Source organism: Microbacterium sp. ZXT2-5, assembly GCF_055329545.1.
Genome location: NZ_JBUZWD010000001.1, coordinates 551,846 through 570,044, shown reverse-complemented (window position 1 = coordinate 570,044; position 18,199 = coordinate 551,846). Strand labels below are relative to the sequence as shown.

General features: G+C 70.9%; 17 protein-coding genes. 10 read left to right on the top strand and 7 right to left on the bottom strand.

Annotation, left to right across the window (positions count from 1 at the left end; translation table 11 throughout):
• Positions 1-3 precede the first annotated feature (3 nt).
• The 6 genes from ACZBH1_RS02515 to ACZBH1_RS02490 form a co-directional block, all read right to left on the bottom strand.
• A complete protein-coding gene (locus ACZBH1_RS02515) occupies positions 4-2,370 on the bottom strand; it encodes a hypothetical protein (protein WP_463645389.1) in 2,367 nt (788 codons plus the stop codon).
• 6 nt (positions 2,371-2,376) lie between these two features.
• Positions 2,377-3,054, bottom strand: coding sequence for a peptidoglycan-binding protein (locus tag ACZBH1_RS02510; RefSeq protein ID WP_463645388.1), 678 nt, complete (start codon positions 3,052-3,054; stop codon positions 2,377-2,379).
• A 298-nt stretch (positions 3,055-3,352) separates the two neighbouring features.
• Entirely contained in the window at positions 3,353-4,549 is a 1,197-nt protein-coding gene (locus tag ACZBH1_RS02505; RefSeq protein ID WP_463645387.1) for a saccharopine dehydrogenase family protein, read from the bottom strand.
• Positions 4,550-4,614: 65 nt separating this feature from the next.
• The gene (locus ACZBH1_RS02500; protein ID WP_463645386.1) at positions 4,615-5,040 is read right to left on the bottom strand and encodes a methyltransferase domain-containing protein; all 426 of its coding nucleotides are present in this window, start codon (positions 5,038-5,040) and stop codon (positions 4,615-4,617) included.
• Positions 5,041-5,059: 19 nt separating this feature from the next.
• Positions 5,060-5,365 (bottom strand): hypothetical protein, encoded by a 306-nt coding sequence (locus tag ACZBH1_RS02495; protein ID WP_378884281.1) that lies wholly within the window; start codon positions 5,363-5,365, stop codon positions 5,060-5,062.
• A 72-nt stretch (positions 5,366-5,437) separates the two neighbouring features.
• Positions 5,438-5,962: a DUF1697 domain-containing protein gene (locus tag ACZBH1_RS02490; RefSeq protein WP_463645385.1), complete on the bottom strand. Its 525-nt coding sequence runs from the start codon at positions 5,960-5,962 to the stop codon at positions 5,438-5,440.
• A gap of 226 nt (positions 5,963-6,188) precedes the next feature.
• Here ACZBH1_RS02490 and ACZBH1_RS02485 point away from each other — a divergent pair, with 226 nt between their 5' ends.
• On the top strand, positions 6,189-6,605 hold the full coding sequence (locus ACZBH1_RS02485; RefSeq protein ID WP_463645384.1) for a hypothetical protein: 417 nt from the start codon (positions 6,189-6,191) through the stop codon (positions 6,603-6,605).
• A gap of 114 nt (positions 6,606-6,719) precedes the next feature.
• On the opposite strand, the gene ACZBH1_RS02480 is transcribed toward ACZBH1_RS02485, so the two are convergent.
• On the bottom strand, positions 6,720-7,535 hold the full coding sequence (locus ACZBH1_RS02480) for a nuclease-related domain-containing protein (protein ID WP_463645383.1): 816 nt from the start codon (positions 7,533-7,535) through the stop codon (positions 6,720-6,722).
• Between the two features lie 212 nt (positions 7,536-7,747).
• Here ACZBH1_RS02480 and ACZBH1_RS02475 point away from each other — a divergent pair, with 212 nt between their 5' ends.
• From ACZBH1_RS02475 to ACZBH1_RS02435, 9 genes are all read left to right on the top strand, one after another.
• Positions 7,748-9,208 (top strand): HNH endonuclease signature motif containing protein, encoded by a 1,461-nt coding sequence (locus ACZBH1_RS02475; RefSeq protein ID WP_463645382.1) that lies wholly within the window; start codon positions 7,748-7,750, stop codon positions 9,206-9,208.
• A gap of 100 nt (positions 9,209-9,308) precedes the next feature.
• Positions 9,309-9,740, top strand: a complete 432-nt coding sequence (locus ACZBH1_RS02470) for a YkvA family protein (RefSeq protein WP_452325433.1) — start codon at positions 9,309-9,311, stop codon at positions 9,738-9,740.
• 215 nt (positions 9,741-9,955) lie between these two features.
• Positions 9,956-10,972, top strand: coding sequence for a LacI family DNA-binding transcriptional regulator (locus tag ACZBH1_RS02465; protein ID WP_463645381.1), 1,017 nt, complete (start codon positions 9,956-9,958; stop codon positions 10,970-10,972).
• Positions 10,973-11,039: 67 nt separating this feature from the next.
• Positions 11,040-12,707, top strand: coding sequence for an ABC transporter substrate-binding protein (locus tag ACZBH1_RS02460; protein ID WP_452325431.1), 1,668 nt, complete (start codon positions 11,040-11,042; stop codon positions 12,705-12,707).
• A gap of 62 nt (positions 12,708-12,769) precedes the next feature.
• Positions 12,770-13,747: an ABC transporter permease gene (locus tag ACZBH1_RS02455; RefSeq protein WP_336398241.1), complete on the top strand. Its 978-nt coding sequence runs from the start codon at positions 12,770-12,772 to the stop codon at positions 13,745-13,747.
• 41 nt (positions 13,748-13,788) lie between these two features.
• Positions 13,789-14,772 carry an ABC transporter permease gene (locus ACZBH1_RS02450; RefSeq protein ID WP_463646647.1) on the top strand — a complete coding sequence of 328 codons (984 nt, stop codon included), beginning with the start codon at positions 13,789-13,791 and terminating at the stop codon, positions 14,770-14,772.
• Positions 14,769-15,686 (top strand): ABC transporter ATP-binding protein, encoded by a 918-nt coding sequence (locus ACZBH1_RS02445; RefSeq protein ID WP_336398243.1) that lies wholly within the window; start codon positions 14,769-14,771, stop codon positions 15,684-15,686. The genes ACZBH1_RS02450 and ACZBH1_RS02445 overlap by 4 nt, the downstream gene beginning before the upstream one ends.
• Positions 15,683-16,717 carry an ATP-binding cassette domain-containing protein gene (locus ACZBH1_RS02440; protein WP_336398244.1) on the top strand — a complete coding sequence of 345 codons (1,035 nt, stop codon included), beginning with the start codon at positions 15,683-15,685 and terminating at the stop codon, positions 16,715-16,717. The genes ACZBH1_RS02445 and ACZBH1_RS02440 overlap by 4 nt, the downstream gene beginning before the upstream one ends.
• Positions 16,714-18,189: a glycoside hydrolase family 32 protein gene (locus ACZBH1_RS02435; protein ID WP_463645380.1), complete on the top strand. Its 1,476-nt coding sequence runs from the start codon at positions 16,714-16,716 to the stop codon at positions 18,187-18,189. The genes ACZBH1_RS02440 and ACZBH1_RS02435 overlap by 4 nt, the downstream gene beginning before the upstream one ends.
• Positions 18,190-18,199 lie beyond the last annotated feature (10 nt).

Genomic DNA, 18,199 nt, shown 5'->3' with positions numbered 1-18,199 from the left:
GGTTCAGGGCGCCGCCTCCTCCTCCGTGCCCGTCGGCGTGGGCGTTGGCGACGGTTGAGGATCGACGGATGCCGTCGCCTCGGGCGTCGGCGTACGCGTGGGCGTACGCGTCGGCTCGGGTGCGTCCTGCAGCGACCCGTCGTCGTCGGCGGTGGGAGCCGGTGTGGCGCCGTCTGTGCCGGTCTCATCGGCCGGATCCGAGTCGTCCCCGGTGCGCGTGTCGCTCTCGGCGCGCGTTGCGGCGTCCTCCTCGATCACCTCGACGATGAGGGCCTTGTACTCCTCCAGCTGATTCTCGATGTCCGACAGCGGAACGCTCTCGAGGTCCTCCGCGAAGAGCATGATCTCTTCCCAGAGGGCTGACAGGCGCGCCATCCCGTCCTCGCTGAGCGGGCCGTCGAGGGTGACCACGAGCTGGCTGGCCAGCGCGTAGGCCAGGCAGTTCACGCAGCCGTAGTTGACCGCCGCCGACAGATTCTCGGGCACGACGACGTCGGCCTGACCGACGATGAGCACCACCTGGAAGCCGACCGCCACCGCGGCGCAGTCGGTGCAGCTCGCGAACGCGTACGCCTCGTTGCGCGTGTCGACGGTGTCGTCCTCCGCCCACACCAGGGCGAATGCGACGTCGTAGACGACCGACCCATCGCCGGTGTTGACGGCGAGGGCCTGATTGCCATCCGCCTCGGGCGGCAGCGGCCGGTCGAACGGGAAGACCCAGGTCGCGGCATCCGACCCCTCACGCGGAACGAGGATCATCGCCAGTTGCGGATCCGCGGCGGTGCCGAGCTCGGTGTTCTCGGGCAGAGCCGTGACGGTCGTGCCCTGCGCCCCGCGGCGCAGTCCTTCGGACTCGGCAGGGCCCAGCGCGGTGACGGCGCCGACCGCGTCGACGAGGGTTCCGCGCTCGTACGCCTGAACGGGCCGGTACCGGTGCGCGTCGGGCCACCACGCGAACGCGACCGCGCCGGCAACGACCGCGGCCAGGGCGATGGCGGCGGTGCGGCGGACGGGGCGGCCGCGCGTGCCGCGGATGATCCTGGTGCCGATGCCGCGCACGAGCAGGACGAGCATCGCTGCGATCGCGAGAAGGGGGAGCAGCAGCACGGCGATCGCCGCGACGTGCCCGATCACGCCCAGCCAGTTCCCTTCAGGCATTGCGCCTGCCAGCCGCTCCTGCTGGTCGAGCACGGACGCCCACGCGGTTCCGACGATCCGCGGGAGCGCGAGCACCATGAGCGCGACGCTCAGAATCAGGAGCGGCACCGTCACCAGCACCCACAGCGTCACCACGATGCGCGCCCAGGGCCGAAGCGCGTTGGCTTCCGGATCGCCCCATCGCCACGGCAGCGCCCCGAGAAGCGTCGGCTTGATGCGCTGGAACAGGTCGGGCACGCCGGTGAGATCCGCGAGGATGTGGTACCCGTCGAACCGGAGAAGCGGCAGAAGCTGCCGGACCATCTGCAGCACCTGGATCGCGACGACCAGCAGCAGCGCGTCCCAGCCGGTGGCGAGCCACACGGCCATGATCGCGACGGCGACGATCGCGTTGAAGTAGAGCCCGCCGAGGTCGGTGCGGATGCGACCGCCGCGACCCAGGCGGTACGAGTCGGTGACGTCGGTGTAGAACGCAGGCCAGACCAGGTAGAGCCCTGCGCCCATGGCTCCGGGCGTGGCCCCGCCGCGGCGGGCGGCGGCGGCGTGACCGAACTCGTGGAATCCGGCCGAGAACACCGTGACGACGAGCACCAGCAGCAGCAGGCCGGGGTTGGCGAAGGCGTCGTGCGTCGCCGAGCCGAGGCCCTTCACGAAGAGCACCCACCAGCAGGCGGCGAGGAACGCCGCCGTGACGGCGATCATGATCACGGGGTGGAACAGCGCGGCGAAGGGCCTGGTGAGCGCGTTCGTGCGGTCCGGGTCGGTGACGGTGTAGCGGAAACGGATGCCGAGCAGCGGGTCGCTCTTCTTCAGTTCCGGTTCGGAGCCGTCGGGCAGGCGCAGGAGTCCGAGCGGCATGAGCCGGTTCTCGATGAGCACCCGCACGTTGTCGGCGCTGACCTCGCGCCCGGAAGCCCGACCCGCTGCCTGTGCGATCTCGGCCAGTCCGCGCCCGCCGTCGATCGCGTCCAGCACGGCGTACAGCAGCGGTGTCAGCTGGATCGTCTGACCATCCGCCCGGCGCACGAGCCACGGCGGCTCGCGATAACCGGAGTTCTGCGCCTGACCGAGAAGCTCGACGGCCGACGCTCGGGCGGGAACCCACGCTCCGGCGGGGACGGCGGCGTCGGCGGCGGCCGGCGGAGCGGTAGCGGTCGGAGCGGTGGCGGTGGGCGGGCCGTCGGTCGACGACCCGCCCGGGGTTCGAGGCATCCGTGCCTACTGGCCGATGTCGGACTGCTGATCCGCCGTCGCAGTGGCCTCGCCGTCGATCTGCTGGTTGATGATCGCGTCCTGCTGCGCCAGCGCAGCGGCCTCGCTGTCGATCGAGCCGATGTTCGCGGCGACGGCCGCGTCGATGGGGGCGGCGACGTTCGCGTTGGCGGCCACCGCACCATTGATCGGCGCCGCGATGTCCGCATCGGCCGCCACGTCGACGTCCACGTTCAGCAGGTCGCCGTCGAGGCTCGACGTCAGGTCGGGCACGGTCTCGGCGTCCGGGAGGGCGCCGTCAGGCAGCAGCCCGGTGTCGGCGGTGCCGTCGGTGGTCGTGTCGTCGGTTCCGGCGGTGTCGCCCTGCTGGAGAGTGCTGTCCTGCGTGGACTCGGCCGTCGCGTCGGCGGTGACCCCCTGGTCGATGCTGACGCTCTGGTCGGCCAGTGCCTGAGCAGAGGAGCCCGACGAGAGGATGTTGGCCGACGCCGCGGCATCGATCGGCGCCGCGACGTTCGCGTTCGCAGCCACCGCGAGGTCGATGGGAGCCGCGGCGGAGATGCCGAGATCGAGGTCGGCGTTGAGGTCGAGGATCGAGGCCACCTCCTTGTCGGGAAGCGCGACGCCGCCCTCGGCCTCGAGTTCTTCACTGGTCAGCGGACGTGATGGGTTCTGCGTGCTCATCGTTCTTCCATTCCCGGTGCCCCCCTCGGGCCCCTCGTCTTGGACGGTGAGTGCGGCTGCCCGCCCCTGGGACTTGGGCCGCACCCTCGCTTCATCGAGCGCAGGGACATCGTAGGAAGACCCGCGGCGACGCGCCCGCGATCCAGGGAGGGATTGACACGGCGGCGCCGCAGGCAATATAGGCCGCCGACGAGGCCTTTCCCGGCGCGTGCGCCCGCGGGGACGGGTGCCGGTTCGGAGGCGCCCGGGGGTGCTTATCGGAGAGCTCGACCACACCGCCCGGTGCGCCGAGCCCGGATCACCTGGCGTTGGCCTCCAGCGTGAAGCGCTGCCCGCGCAGCCGCTTCGCCAGGTGCTCGCCCATCGCGACCATCGGCGTCAGCACGCCGGCCCGGTCGGGGAGGTCGTCGAGGGCGAGGCTCAGCGCCGACTCGGCGAGCATCACCCCGGTCCCGCCGTAGCCGGGATCGTACGGCGCGGCGACGCGGGTGCGCACCGGCGGGCCCTCGACCGGGTAGGCGTCGACGTCGAGGGCGAAGCGGCCGTGCTCGATCGCCTCCGCGCTGGGTCCGCTGCCGGGTGACGGCAGCACCCGGTCGAGCACGGCGCGCGTGGGAGGGAACCACATCGCGCCGACGAGGGCGGCCGTCCCGAGGGCGATCCCGCCGGCCCGTGCGAAGCCGGCGAGGCCGCGCCCGGTCGCCACGACCTCGCGGTACCGCATCAGCTGCCCGTAGCTCCAGCCGGTGAGGTAGTTGCTGCGCTGGACGATCTGCTGGTTGTAGCCGCCCATGACGAACGGCGCCTGCCACGTTCCCCGCACGGTGCCCCAGCCGCTGCCGGCCCGGTTCGGCAGACGCACCGACGGCCCGGGGGTGAGCGCATACGGGTCGGCGAGGATGCGGCGGGCCGAGGCATCCGTCTTCGCCTCCTTCACCTGCTGTCTGAGCGAGTCGATCGTGCCGCCGCTGATGCCGCCGCGCAGCGACCGCACCGTCAGGGTCGCCGCGACGATCGGCACACCGCCGGCGGCGGCGTGGGCGAGCCCGAGGCCGAGGTCGGACGGGATCGAGTCGAACCCGCAGGAGTGGACGATCCTGGCGCCGGTCGTCTCGGCGAGGGCGTGATTGCGCTCGATGCTGCGCGCGACGAAGATGCTCTCGCCTGTCAGGTCGGCGTACGACGTGCCGGCGCGCGCGCACGCCGCGGCGACGCCCATGCCGTAGCGCAGGTACGGTCCGACGGTGGTGGCGATGACAGAGGCGGATGCCGCGACCCGGGCGACGGCCGCGTCATCGGCGGTGTCGACCTCGAGGGTCGGCCAGTCGACGCCGAGCTCGCGCTTCACCTCGTTCAGGCGTGCGGTCGACCGGCCGGCGAGGGCGACCCGCACGCCGTCGGGCGCCGATCGCGCCAGGTGCCGCGCGGTGTACCTGCCGACGAACCCCGAGGCGCCGAGCAGGACGATGTCGTGGTCGCGGTCGTTCGTCCTCATGTGACGCGAGCCTAGGCGGGGCGGGGGCGTCAGGGCATCCGGTTGCGTGGCGGCGCGCGCCCGCTCTACAGTGCGATTGCGGTGAGGGGGGAGCCGGTGTCGACGTAGAGCAGCGCGCCCGGCTTCAGGGCTCGGCGCAGGTTCGCGAGCGCGGGCTCGTAGAGCCGCGGGTGCCGCCCGTCGAGGGCTCCGACGCGACACGCGAAGGCCAGGTCGAACGGCGCGACGCCGGCGGGCAGGGCGAAGTCCTCGACCGGCGCGTGCAGCACCGACAGCGTGCCGCCCGCGATCTCGCTGTCGCAATTCGCCTGGATCTGACGGATGCCGGTGGCCGACCGGTCCAGCACGAGCACGTGTCCGTCCGGTCCAACGCGGGCGGCGACGGCTCGCGCGGCGGCGCCGGGAGCTCCGCCGACCTCGAGGACGCGCATCCCGGGGCGGAGCGGGAGCGCGTCGACCACCGCCTGCAGGCGCGGCGAGAGTGCGTTCATCGCCTGTCGCCCGTGCGCATCAGTGGACCGGCCGTTCGGGACGCACCGTCCAGCCGAGCTTCTCGAGAGCGGCGGCCAGACGCTTGGCCTGGAAGAGTGCGGCGTCGCGTGAGGTCTTGGAGCACACGTCGATCGCGAGCGGGGGAGGGTCGGCGAACTTCGGGATCTCGACCTGCGCCCACGCGTCGACGCTGAGCCACACGCGCGGCCGCGCCGTGCCGGGGTTCTCCACCTCGCCGTCGGCGACGAACGCGATCGTGTCGAGCGCGTCGAGCTTCGTGATCGGAAGGTCGATCACCAGCGTCACGACGTGCAGCGAGCCCACGTGTCGAGTCTGCGACAAGGTCGGCGTGGAGGGAAGCCGTCGTTTCTGATCGGAGCTGGCGGTGGTGCTCGGTCACGACGGGCCGAAGCGGGCGACCAGCCGGACGACCGTCGGCAGTCCGCGCGAGGTCGCCCGGCCGCCGGTGAGGCGCTCGAGCATCGGCGTGGCGTTGCCCTGACCCTCGACGTCGTTGTGGACGAGCGTCCAGCGGGGACCGGCGTCGACGAGCGTGCAGCCGTACTGCGCGGCGAAACTCGCGACCTCGGGATCCTGCGCGTCGACGGTGCCTCCACCGTGGAGCGTGAACTCGTACCCGCGGGGTTCGGGCGTCGCCCCGTGCTCGGCGGCGATCGCCACCAGGTCGGAGAGGGGGATCCAGAGGATGTCGCGCTCGTGGCCGGATCGAGCGGCGATCGCCTCCGCCGCGCTCGCCACCGCTTCGGCGGGTTCGTCGGAGTCGAAGACGACGGTGCCGTTGCTCTGGAAGGTCTGCACGTCGTGGCATCCGGCATCCTCGAACCCGGCCACGATATCGGCGGTCGAGGGGTGCCCGCGCTGACCCTGGTTGACGTTCCGCAGGAAGGCGACGCACCGCATACGCCGAGGGTAGGGCCCGCCTCTTGTCTTGTGTCGGTGCCCGGTCGGTGGGGTCGCAGGCGTGTCACTCGTGAACGACATCGTGCGCGCGTCCCTCCGCGCCGCCGACCCAAGGAGCCGATGCTCGGCGACCCGCTGAGTATTGCGGCCGGCGCTGTCGGCCCTCCTTGTTCGATTCACCGCCCGCGCGGTGCAGCTTCGCGCGGCTGACACGAGAGACGGCACCATGATGCACGACGCCCTGTGGAGCGCCCAGCGCTTCCGCGAGTTCCTGACCCTTCTGCGCGGCGGCATGTTCGCCCCTCCCATCGACGACGACGAGCGCGACGAGTTCCTGCGCCAGGCGCGCGCCCGCATCGCTCCCGACGTGCAGCGGCGTGTGCTCGCCGAGGTCGGCGCGTCGGTCGACGGCGATGGAGTGGCGCTCATCGCGTTCGAGTTGCTCGAGTCCTGCGCGTGGGACCCCCGCCGCACGTGGCTTCTGGCCACTTCGGATCCGTGGCGGCACCTCGCCGACCTCGTCGCGCGCGAGGTGACGGCGGCGTACGGCGAGTCGGTGCGCCGGGTCGGAGACGACGACGAGCTCGCCGGGGTCCTGAGCGCCAGCACCCGGGCCCAGCTCGAGGCGGGCGACGAGGAGTAAGGGCGAGGGAGTAGCGGGGAGCGAGGGGCGAGGAGGAGCTGGGAGGGAGGAGCGAGGAGCAGTAGCGGGCGGTCGCACGGGGCGACGTCGGTTCGCTCGCTCCGCGCTGCGCGCTCAGCCGCCGGTGAGCGTGGAGATGAGCCCGCTGTACGTACTGCCGGCCACCGTGACGGCGATGCCGATGCCCGCGATGAGCACGCCGGCGCCCCAGAGGATGCGCACTCGGCGTGCCTGCTCGACCTCGCGTTCCAGCGCGTCGAACGCTGCTGCGTCGTGCGGTCCGGGTGCGGCGGGCTGCGGCATCCATGTTTCCCGTCGAATGACGGAGGCCGCCAGGCGCTCGCGGTCAGTCGGCTCTAGTGCGGATCGGCGACGCTTCAGCCACCGCGTCAGTTCTCCTTCGCGCAGCACGATGACATCGGCGGGGCGCTCCTTGAACGTGATGTCGCGTGCACCGACGATGGCGATGATCGGCGTCGCCGTCATGGGAGCGCCGGTGGCCGTCGTCATCAGCCGGGCGACGCGCTGCGCTTCGAAACGCGCGTTGCGCAGATGATCGGTGGGCTGACCGTTCACGAGGATGCGACGGCTGGCGACCCAGATCTTCGCGTCGTCGTGGAACTTCGTGTTGATGGTGAAGAGCCCAGGCGGCCCCACGACCACGTGGTCGATGTCGCTGCCGCGCTCGCCGATCGGCACCGAGTGCAGGACGGTCCACTCGTCGCCGAGCGCCTCGAGGCGCTGGGCGACGCGGCGCTCGCCGAGCGCACCCTGGTACCACGGGCGCGAGTTGTCGGAGAGGGGAGAACGGCCGAACAGCCTCGCCAGCGCCGAGCGAGGAGCGACGGATGCCTGGGCGCTGAGACATGCGGTGATCACCGACGCCGCGGGCACTCGCGCGAAGTCGGTGGCGGGCTCGGGCTCGGTCATTGAGGCGAGCATACGGGTGGCGGCGGGTGGGGGCGGCGGGGCGCGGCATCCGACCGCCACGCTGCGTTGGTCGTCCCGTCGTCGGCGTGGCTATCGCGGGGCGTTCGGGTGGCCCTCTGACTGGCGGCGGTTCCTCCCCAGGGGATGGTCTCGTCGGCGTGTTGCGAGTTATCCACAGAAGCGCGCTTGACCTGGGGTTTACGGTGCCCTCGATGTCGGAACCCCTCGCCAGAATGACGGGTATGAACTTCCCACTCGCCGACCTGACCGGCGTCGCCGATGCGCTCGGCGACGTGCTCGGGTCGGCGCTGCGCGGCGAGGCGCAGCGGGCGTTGTCGCATCGTGAGTTGGTCGCGGCGCTGGGTGTTGTCGAACGGCTGGGTCGGATCACGGATGCCGCGCGCTTGGCGCTTGCCGGTGAGGTGGCGCGTCGCGCGGATTCGGAGTTCGGCGAGGATGCGATCACGACGCTGTTCGGGTGCGGGTCCGCGCAGGAGCTCGTGGAACGGACGACGCTGGTGTCGGCCGGGACGGCGCGGGCGCGGCTGCGGGATGCGAAGGCGATCACCGGACGGGTGACGTTGACGAGGCAGTCACGTCCGGCTCCGCTGGAGCATGCCCGGGCTGCGCTGGCGGCGGGGCGGCTCAGTGCGGATGCGCTGACGACGATCGTCGACGCGTTGCGGCCGTTGCAGGGCCGGTGCTCGGTCGATGAGCTTCAGGCCGCCGAGTGCGAGCTCGTCGGGGCGGCGGTCGGGGATGGTGCGGCGCCTGGGTGCGGGATCCATGAGTTGAAGGTGATGGCGACGACGTGGGCGTTGTTCCTGGATCCTGACGGCACGTTGCCGGATGAGGAGTACTCGGAGCGGATGCGGGGGATCCGGATCAGTCGGCGGTCCCGGCGGGGGTTGCGCCGGATCTCCGGTGATGTCACCGAGGACGTCGCGGCGCAGTTCGACCGGCTCGTCGACGCGCACCTGAACCCGCGTTCGCAGGACCGCGGGCCGCGGTTCGTGGATGCCGCGGTTGACGGTGCCGAGCCCGAGGGTGCGCCCGAGGACCGTGTGCTGGATCCTCGCACCGTCGACCAGAAGCGGCACGATGCGTTCGCGTCGATCCTGTCCGCTGCTGCCGCCGCCGCCGGCACTCCGACGTTGGGGGGTGCGGCGCCGACGCTGATCGTGACGACGACCGCGGAAGACCTCGACCGGGCGGATGGTGTGGCGTTCGTGGAGAGCGCGGACGGTCCGGTGCCGGTGCCGGCGTCGTTGGCCCGGCACGTCGGCTGCCACGGCACCATCCACCGACTCGCCCTCGCGGCCAATGGTGCGATCAAGGCGCTGCGCGTCGAGGACCGGGTGTTCAACCACTGGCAGCGAAAGGCGATCGGCGCCCGCGACGGCGGCTGCATCATCCCCGGCTGCACCGTCCCGGCCGCCTGGTGCGAAGTGCATCACGTCATCGACTGGGCCAACGGCGGCCCGACCTCGATCGACAACGGCGTGCTGCTGTGCTGGCACCACCACCGCGGCATCGAGACCAGCGGGTGGGAGATCCGCATGATCGACGGCATGCCACAGGTTCGACCACCCGGCTGGCTCGACCCGCAACGACGATGGCGAGAACCCAACCGGCTCCTCCTCAACGAACTCAGACGCGCCAGATCCGCGTGAGCCCCTGCGCCGGTGTTCCGACCCTTCTATGAGGCGAGTCGCATGCATGGTGGGATGGGATCGGCGGGAGCGGCCGATCTGAAAGTCCTGGAGGTGATCCGTGCCGGACTGGCTCATCGTGATATTGAGCGTGGTCGGCGGATTCGTCCTGCTGTGGATGCTGCTTCTGCTTCTGCTGTCGATTCAGCAGCGTCGCGCGGGAGCCGATGCGGACTGGAGGGGGATGCTGCGGCTCGTGCCGGATGTGATCCGGCTGGTCAAGCGCCTCGCAGGCGATCCGACCGTTCCGCGAGGAACGAGGTGGTGGCTGCTGGGGCTGCTGGGCTACCTGCTGCTCCCGATCGATCTCGTCCCCGACTTCATCCCCGTGCTCGGATACGCCGACGACGCCATCGTGGTCGCGGTCGTCTTGCGGTTCGCGATCCGGCACGCCGGACGCGAAGCGATCGAGCGGCACTGGCCGGGCACGCCGGCGGGCCTGCAGAGCGTGCTCACGCTCGCGGGACAAGGGAAGGCGAAAGGCGTCGCCTGACAGGTGGTGTTCCGCACCGACCGCGAGAGCGCGGTGAGTGGGCCCGGACCTCCGTTCCTCGCCGCTCCTTCCCGCACACTCGTTTCCCGCTTATACCCGAGTGCTTGTATGTCCGACTCCGGCTTGCCGAATCCGCTAACTCGCGTTAGCATCGATCTCACGCACAACTCACGCGCGTTAGTACCCCATCGCGCGGCATCCAACGAAGGAACGACATGTCAGAGACGACCAGGCGCGCGGTGACCATGGCGGACGTCGCCCGTCACGCCGGCGTCTCGCGCTCGGCCGTCTCGTTCGTGCTCAACGACCGCCGCTCGGTCAGCATCGCCGAGGACACGCGCGACCGCGTGCTCGCTGCCGCGGCCGAGCTCGGCTACCGCCCCAACGCCGGCGCCCGCGCCCTCGCGAAGAAGCAGAGTGACTGGTACGGCCTCGTCACCGAGATCGTGACCGCACCCTTCGCCGTGGAGATCATCAAGGGCGCCCAGGATCGCGCGCTCGTCGACGACAAGTATCTGCTCATCGCGTCGACCGAGGCCGACCCGGCCGTCGAGACGGCGGCCATCGAGCGGCTGCTCGAGCAGCGCGTCGAAGGTCTCATCTACGCCGCGACGTGGCACCGCGCGGTCGTGCTGCCCGAGATCGCCCGCGAGGTGCCGACGGTTCTCGTCAACTGCTTCGACGCCGAGGGCCGGTACCCCGCCGTGGTCCCCGACGAGCGCACCGGCGGACGCCGCGCGACCGAGCGCCTGCTCGCCGCGGGGCACCGCCGTATCGGGTTCATCAACCTGGATCCCGACATCCCCGCGGCCGTGGGCCGGCTCACCGGCTACCACGAGGTGCTGCAGGAGGCGGGCATCACCCCCCACGACGAGCTCGAGATCTCAGGACACGCCACCGCCCACGGCGGCTATGACGCGGCATCCGCTCTTCTCGACCTCGCCGACCCTCCCACCGCCCTCTTCTGCGCGAACGACCGCATGGCGATGGGCGCGTACGACGCGATCAAGGAACGCGGTCTGCGCATCCCCCACGACGTCGCCGTCATCGGATTCGACAACCAGGAGCTCATCGCGGGCTACCTGCGGCCGGGTCTGACGACGGTTGCACTGCCCTTCGAGAAGATGGGCGCCCTGGGCGTGGAACTCCTCGCCGAGATCATCGCGGGTCAGCCGACCGCCACGGGAACCGTGACGGTCGACTGCCCACTCTTGGAACGCTCGTCGGTGTGACTGGACATCCGACCGCCGAGCGTCAGCCCCCTTCGGCTTCAACGAAGAAGAAAGGAACACCCTCATCATGACACTTCACCGCAAGGTGGCGGTCGTCGCGGCCGCCATGGCGGCGACGGCGGCGCTCGCGCTGTCCGGTTGCAGCGCCGGCGGAGGCGAATCCGCCGACGCGCTCGACGGGTCGCAGCTGTTGACCATCCCCCGTGAGGACATGGGGACGTTCGACCGCAACTTCAACCCGTTCGCGAACCCCGACTTCCCGATGACGCATCAGGCCATCTACGAGTCGATGCTCATCTACAACCCCGCCGACGGCTCGACCACCCCGTGGCTCGCGACCGAGTGGGAGGTGGCGCCCGACAGCACGGGCATCACGTACCACCTCCGCGACGGCGTCACCTGGTCGGACGGCGAACCGCTCGTGGCCGAAGACGTCGTGGTGTCGTTCGACCTGCAGCGCGAGGTGCGCGGCGGCTTCGACTACATCGAGTCGGTCACCGCGGTCGACCCGCTCACGGTGCAGTTCGACTTCAACCAGCCGTTCTCGCCCGCGCTGCTCGACATCGGCCAGCAGATCATCGCCCCCGCCCACATCTGGAACGAGGTGGACGACCCGACGAAGTTCGCGAACGAGGAGCCGGTCGGAACGGGGCCGTACACCGAGGTCACCAACTTCCAGGCGCAGTCGTTCGACCTGGGCAAGAACCCCGAGTACTGGCAGCCCGAGAAGCAGCAGATCGAGGGCATCCGCGTGCTCGCGTTCTCGGGCAACGACGGCGCGAACCTCGCCGCCGCCAACGGCGACGTCGACTGGGCGCCGCAGTTCATCCCCAACATCGACGAGGCCTACGTCGCGAAGGACCCCGAGCACCGGTTCTACTGGTTCCCGCCGACCGGATCGATGATCAACTGGCAGTTCAACACCACGAAGGCGCCGTTCGACGACCCCGACGTGCGCAAGGCGCTCTCGATGGCCGTCGACCGCGAGCAGGTCACCTCGATCGGCATGCAGGGCTACACCGCTCCGGCCGACTGCACCGGCCTGAGCGGCGGGTACGACACGTGGCGCGACGAGTCCGTCGTCGAGTCGTGCACGTGGACCGAGCGCGACCTCGAAGGAGCGGGAGAGCTGTTGGATGCCGCGGGCATCACGCTCGGCCCCGACGGCACGCGCGTCCTCCCCGACGGGTCGCCGTTCGCCTTCGACTTCTCGGTCGGCTCGACCTCGAGCGACTGGGTGTCGGTCGGCAACGTCATCTCGCAGAACCTCGCCGAGCTCGGCGTCACCGTCACGGTCGCCGCGAAGGACTGGGGCGACGTCGTCGCCGGGTACGAGAACGGCACGTTCGACTCCGGCATCGTGTGGAGCGCCGGCGCCCCCACGCCGTACCAGTTCTACCGCGGCGTGATGTCGACCGAGACCGTGAAGCCGGTGGGCGAGCAGACGTTCGACAACTACCACCGCTTCGGCAGCGCCGACGCCGACGCGCTCCTCGCACAGTTCGCCGCGGCATCCGACGAGAGCACCCAGCACGAGGTCATGGACCAGCTGCAGGCGCTGTTCGCCGAGCTCGCACCGGTGGCACCGCTCTTCCCCGGACCGGAGTGGGGCGCTGCCAGCACGGAGCGGTTCACCGGCTGGCCGACCGAGGACGACCCCTACGCGACGCTCTCGACGCGCGCGCGCACGACGGTCCTCGTCCTCACCACGCTCGAGCCGGTCGTCACCGACTGACCGATCGCGTCGTCCTGCTGCGCCGCACGCGCGGCGCAGCAGGACGACCCAGGAGACGCATCATGGGCTACATACTGCGACGGCTGGGGTTCTACCTCGTCGCGTTCTGGGTGTCGATCACCCTCAACTTCTTCCTTCCGCGCTTCATGCCCGGCGACCCGGTCTCGCGCATGGTCGCGCGGCTGCAGGGGCAGATCCGCCCCGACCAGATCGAGGCGCTGCGCGAGTCGTTCGGCCTGAGCGACGCCCCGCTGTGGGAGCAGTACCTGCGCTACCTGGGGCAGATCTTCACCGGCAACATGGGATTCTCGATCTCGCGGTTCCCGACGCCGGTGACCGACGTGATCGCGAGCGTGCTCGGCTGGACGCTGCTGCTCGGCTTCGTGTCGCTGATCATCGCCGTGGTCATCGGCAACGTGCTCGGCATCCTCGCCGCCTGGCGTCGCGGCGGCATCCTGGACTCCGTCGTGCCGCCCGTGCTGATCTTCATCGGCTCGTTCCCCTACTTCTGGCTGGCGATGGGGCTGCTGTACCTCTTCGGGGTCACGCTCCAGGCCTTCCCGCTGCGGCACGCGTACGAGGTCGGCACCGTGCCCGAGTTCTCGCTCGCCTTCCTCGGCGACGTCGCCTATCACCTGATCCTGCCTGCCACCTCGATCGTGCTCGTCTCGGTCGGCGGCTGGATGCTCGGCATGCGCAACACCATGATCGCCACGAACGCCGAGGACTACATCGTCATGGCCGAGGCGAAGGGCCTTCGTGCGAACCGCGTCATGATGCAGTACGCGGCCCGCAACGCCCTGCTGCCGTCCGTCACCGCGTTCGGCATGTCGCTCGGCTTCGTCGTCGGCGGCGCGCTGCTCACCGAGGTCGTCTTCGCCTACCCGGGCGTGGGCTACACGCTGCTCGCCGCGGTGCAGAACCTCGACTACCCCCTCATGCAGGGGCTCTTCCTCACGATCACCACGGCCGTGCTGATCGCCAACTTCCTCGTCGACATCGTGTACGTGCGCCTCGACCCGCGCGTGCGCGTGAGCTGAACGGAGGGTGTGACATGTCACTCGCCCAAGATCCCCGCGTCATGGCCGAGCTCGACCTCGGCTCGCCTCCCGGTCCCGACGGCCAGGTCGTCGCGGCGCCGCCACCCCGCCGCCGACGCGGCGGGGGAGGGCTCGTCCGCGGACTCGTCGGCAACGGGAAGGCCCTCGCCGGCGTCATCATCCTGGTGGTGTTCGCACTCATGGCCGTCTTCGCCCCCGTCATCGCGCCGGGCGACCCGACGCTCATCCAGGGCATCGGCTCTCAGCCGCCGTCCGCCGAGCATTGGCTCGGCACCACCGCGAAGGGACAGGACGTCTTCGCCCTCAACGTGTGGGGCTCGCGATCGTCGCTGTTCGTCGGGTTCACCGTCGGCATCGCCGCCACCTTCGTCGGACTGCTGGTCGGGCTCGCCTCGGCCTACCTCGGTCGCACGGTCGACAACATCCTGGCGCTGGTGACGAACGTGTTCCTGCTGCTTCCGGGTCTGCCGCTGCTCGTCATCCTCGCCGCGTTCCTGCCGCAGGGCCTCGGCACCGTCATCCTGGTGCTGGTCATCACCGGCTGGGCGGGCTCGGCCCGCGTGCTGCGCTCGCAGGCCATGTCGATCCGCGGCAAGGACTTCGTCGCCGCGGCGCAGGTGACCGGCGAGGGCGGGCTGCGCATCATGTTCCGCGAGATGCTGCCGAACATGGCGTCGATCGTCATGAGCACGTTCCTCGCGTGCGTCATCTTCGGCATCGGCGCGCAGGCGGGCCTGGAGTTCCTGGGGCTCGGCGACATCAGCACCATCAGCTGGGGCACGAACCTGTACTGGGCGAGCAACGACGGCGCTCTGCTGACCGGGGCGTGGTGGGTGTTCGTCCCTCCGGGTGTCTGCATCGCCCTCGTCGCCTTCGCGCTCGCGCTCGTCAACTACGGCGTCGACGAGACCACCAACCCGCGCCTGCGCCGGCCCCGCCGTCGCACCACTCCCGACGCGCCCACGCGCGTCGCCGTCCGCCCGCGGAAGGAGGCGGCACGATGACCGCTCCGCTGCTCGAGGTCGACGACCTCTCCGTCGAGTACGTCACCGAGGCGCGCACCGTTCGCGCCGTCGACCGGGTGTCGTTCTCGATCGCCGAGCGCGAGGTGTTCGGCCTCGCCGGCGAGTCCGGCTGCGGCAAGTCCACGATCGCCAACGCGATCCTGCGGCTGCTGCGCGACCCCGCGCTCATCTCGGGAGGCTCGATCCGCTTCGCCGGCACCGACGTGCTCGCCCTCACCGCCGACGAGCTGCGCGACTTCCGCTGGCGCCAGGTGGCGATGGTGTTCCAGAGCGCCATGAACTCGCTCAACCCGGTGATGACCGTGGGCGACCAGATCGCCGACATCTTCACCACCCACGAAGGCATCTCGAAGAAGGCCGCGCTTGCGCGGGCTGGCGAGCTGCTCGACCTCGTCGGGATCCCGCGTGAACGGCTGCGCGCCTACCCGCACCAGCTCTCGGGCGGGATGCGGCAGCGCGTCGTCATCGCGATGGCGACCGCACTGCGCCCGCCGCTGCTCATCATGGACGAGCCGACCACGGCTCTCGACGTCGTCGTGCAGCAGGAGATCATGGCGCAGATCAAGGACCTGCAACGCGAGCTCGGGTTCGCGATCCTCTTCATCACCCACGACATGTCGCTGATGGTCGAGCTCTCGGACCGCATGGCGGTGATGTACGCGGGGCGCTTCGTCGAAACGGCCCGAGCCGGCGAGATCTTCGCCGCGCCGCGGCATCCGTACACCCGCGCTCTCATGAACGCGTTCCCGCCCATGTCGGGCCCCCGGGCGCGCCTGCAGGGGCTCGGCGAAGGCGTGCGGTTCCGCGACATCCCCGATCTGGAGCAGGTCGGCCCCACGCATTTCGTCGCGCCCAGCGACGACGCGTCCCTCATCACGGAGGCGATCTCATGAACCGACACGACACCCCGGTGCTCTCCACTCGGGGACTCGAGAAGACGTTCACCATCGGCGGCACGCTGTCCCGCAAGCGGGTGCGCGCCCTCGGTGGCGTCGACCTCGACATCGCCCACGGCGAGATCGTCGCGCTGGTCGGGGAGTCCGGCAGCGGCAAGTCCACGCTCGCCAGATGCCTCGCGCGTCTGGAGCAGCCGTCGGCGGGCACCTTCCTCTTCGAGGGCGAAGACATGCTCGCCGCCTCGAAGCGGCGCGCCAGCCGCGAGTACCGGTCGGCCGTGCAGATGATCTTCCAGGATCCGTTCGGGTCGCTGAACCCGGTGCACCGCGTCGGGCACTTCCTCGAGCGTCCGCTGCGCATCCACGGCGCGGCATCCGGACGCGACGCGATGGAGCACGCCAAGCAGCGGCTGATGCAGAAGGTGGGCCTTCCCGCCGAGATGCTCGACCGCTACCCGCACGAGCTCTCCGGCGGTCAGCGGCAGCGCATCGCGATCGCCCGCGCGCTCGCTGTGAACCCGCGGCTGATCCTCGCCGACGAGCCCACGTCGATGCTGGACGTGTCGGTGCGGATCGGGGTGCTCAACCTCATGCGCACCCTCTGCGAGGAGCAGGGGATCTCGATGCTGTACATCACGCACGACCTCGCCTCCGCGCGCTACCTCGCCGACCGCATCATCGTCATGTTCGCGGGCGAGTTCGTCGAAGGCGGCGACGCGATGGAGCTGCTGGCGAACCCCGCACACCCCTACACGCGCCTGCTCATCTCGGCGGTGCCCGACCCGCAGCGCACGGAGCCGTTCGATCCCGTCGAGCGGGCCCGCCTGCGCCGTGAGGTGCTCCGCCCGACCGAGTGCCGCTGGACGGGTGTCGCCGACGAGGAGTGCTCGAACGAGAAGCCGGTGTTCCACCGGCTGAGCGAGACGCCCCAGCACTGGGTGCGCTGCGGCCTCTACGCCCCGCCCGCCGATGCGCCCGGAACCGCGCTGGAACAGCCCGCCGACGACCAGGAGAACGACGCCGCATGACCACGCCACCGATGACCAGTCCCGTATCCGCGGCGCCCGATCTCGTCGCGCGCGCCGCCGCCGACCCGCACCGGCCGGCGTTCCACTTCGTCGCCCCCGCCGGGTGGCTCAACGACCCCAACGGCCTCACCCAGCGCGACGGCTGGTACCACCTCTTCTACCAGTACAACCCGTACGCGCCCGTGCACGACCGCATCCACTGGGGGCACGCCCGCAGCACCGACCTCGTGCGCTGGGAGCACCTGCCGATCGCCCTCGAACCGAGCGCGGGCCCGGACGCCGACGGCTGCTGGTCGGGGGTGTTCGTCGACGACGGCGGCGTGCCCACGCTGGTGTACTCGGGCCGCCACGGCGGCGTCGAGCTGCCCTGCCTCGCCACCGGGTCGGACGACCTCGTCGAGTGGACGAAGGAGCCCGGCAATCCCGTCATCGCGGCACCGCCGGCGGACCTGGACATCGTGGCCTACCGGGACCACTGCGTGTGGCGCGAGGAGGCGACCGATGCGCGTCCGGCGCGATGGCGGCACATCATCGGGGCCGGCATCCGCGGCGAGGGCGGCACGGCGCTGCTGTACGAGTCCGACGACCTGCGCTCGTGGCGCTATGTCGGCCCGCTCCTCGTCGGCGACACGGCGGACCGGGCGCGGACGGCTCCGGACTGGACGGGAACCATGTGGGAGTGCGTCGACCTCTTCGCGGTCGACGGCACGGACGTGCTCGTCTTCTCCGCCTGGGACGACGGCGTGACGCACCACCCGCTGTACTGGTCGGGCTCCTACCGCGGCGACGGGTTCGAGCCCCGCTCGCTGCACCGCCTCGACCTCGGCGGGCGATTCTTCTACGCGCCGCAGTCCATGCGCGACGAGACCGGCAGGCGGCTCATGTTCGGCTGGATGCAGGAAGGGCGGACGGATGCCGCGGCCGTCGCCGCCGGCTGGTCCGGCGTCATGTCGCTGCCGCGTGTCGTGACCGCGCGCTCCGACGGCTCGCTGCACCAGGCGCCGGCGCCCGAGGTCGACGCGCTGCGGGCGGAGCTCCTCTACGACGGCCCGGCCGCCGGGGTCGCCGGGTCGGGACTCGGCGGAGACCAGCTCGACCTCGAACTCGAGGCCGTGCTTCCGGCGGGCGCCTCGGTCGAGCTCACCGTCCGCGCGACGGCGGACGGCGCGGAGCGCACCGTCTATCGCCTGCGCCGCGTCGGCGACGAGATCGAGTTCTCGCTCGATCGGAGACGGTCGAGCCTCGACACCACCGTCGACACGAAGCCGCTCGCGGGTGTCGTCGGCCTCGAGGGCGACACCGTGCGCCTGCGCGTCGTGGTCGACCATTCCGCGCTGGAGGCGTTCGCGAACGGCATCCCGCTCGCCGCGCGCGCGTATCCGACACGGCCCGACGCGCTTCAGGTCTCGGTCGATGTCGACGGCGGCGCCGGAGCCACGCTGCGGGCGTGGCGCATGGCATCCGCCGGCTGAGATTCCCGCG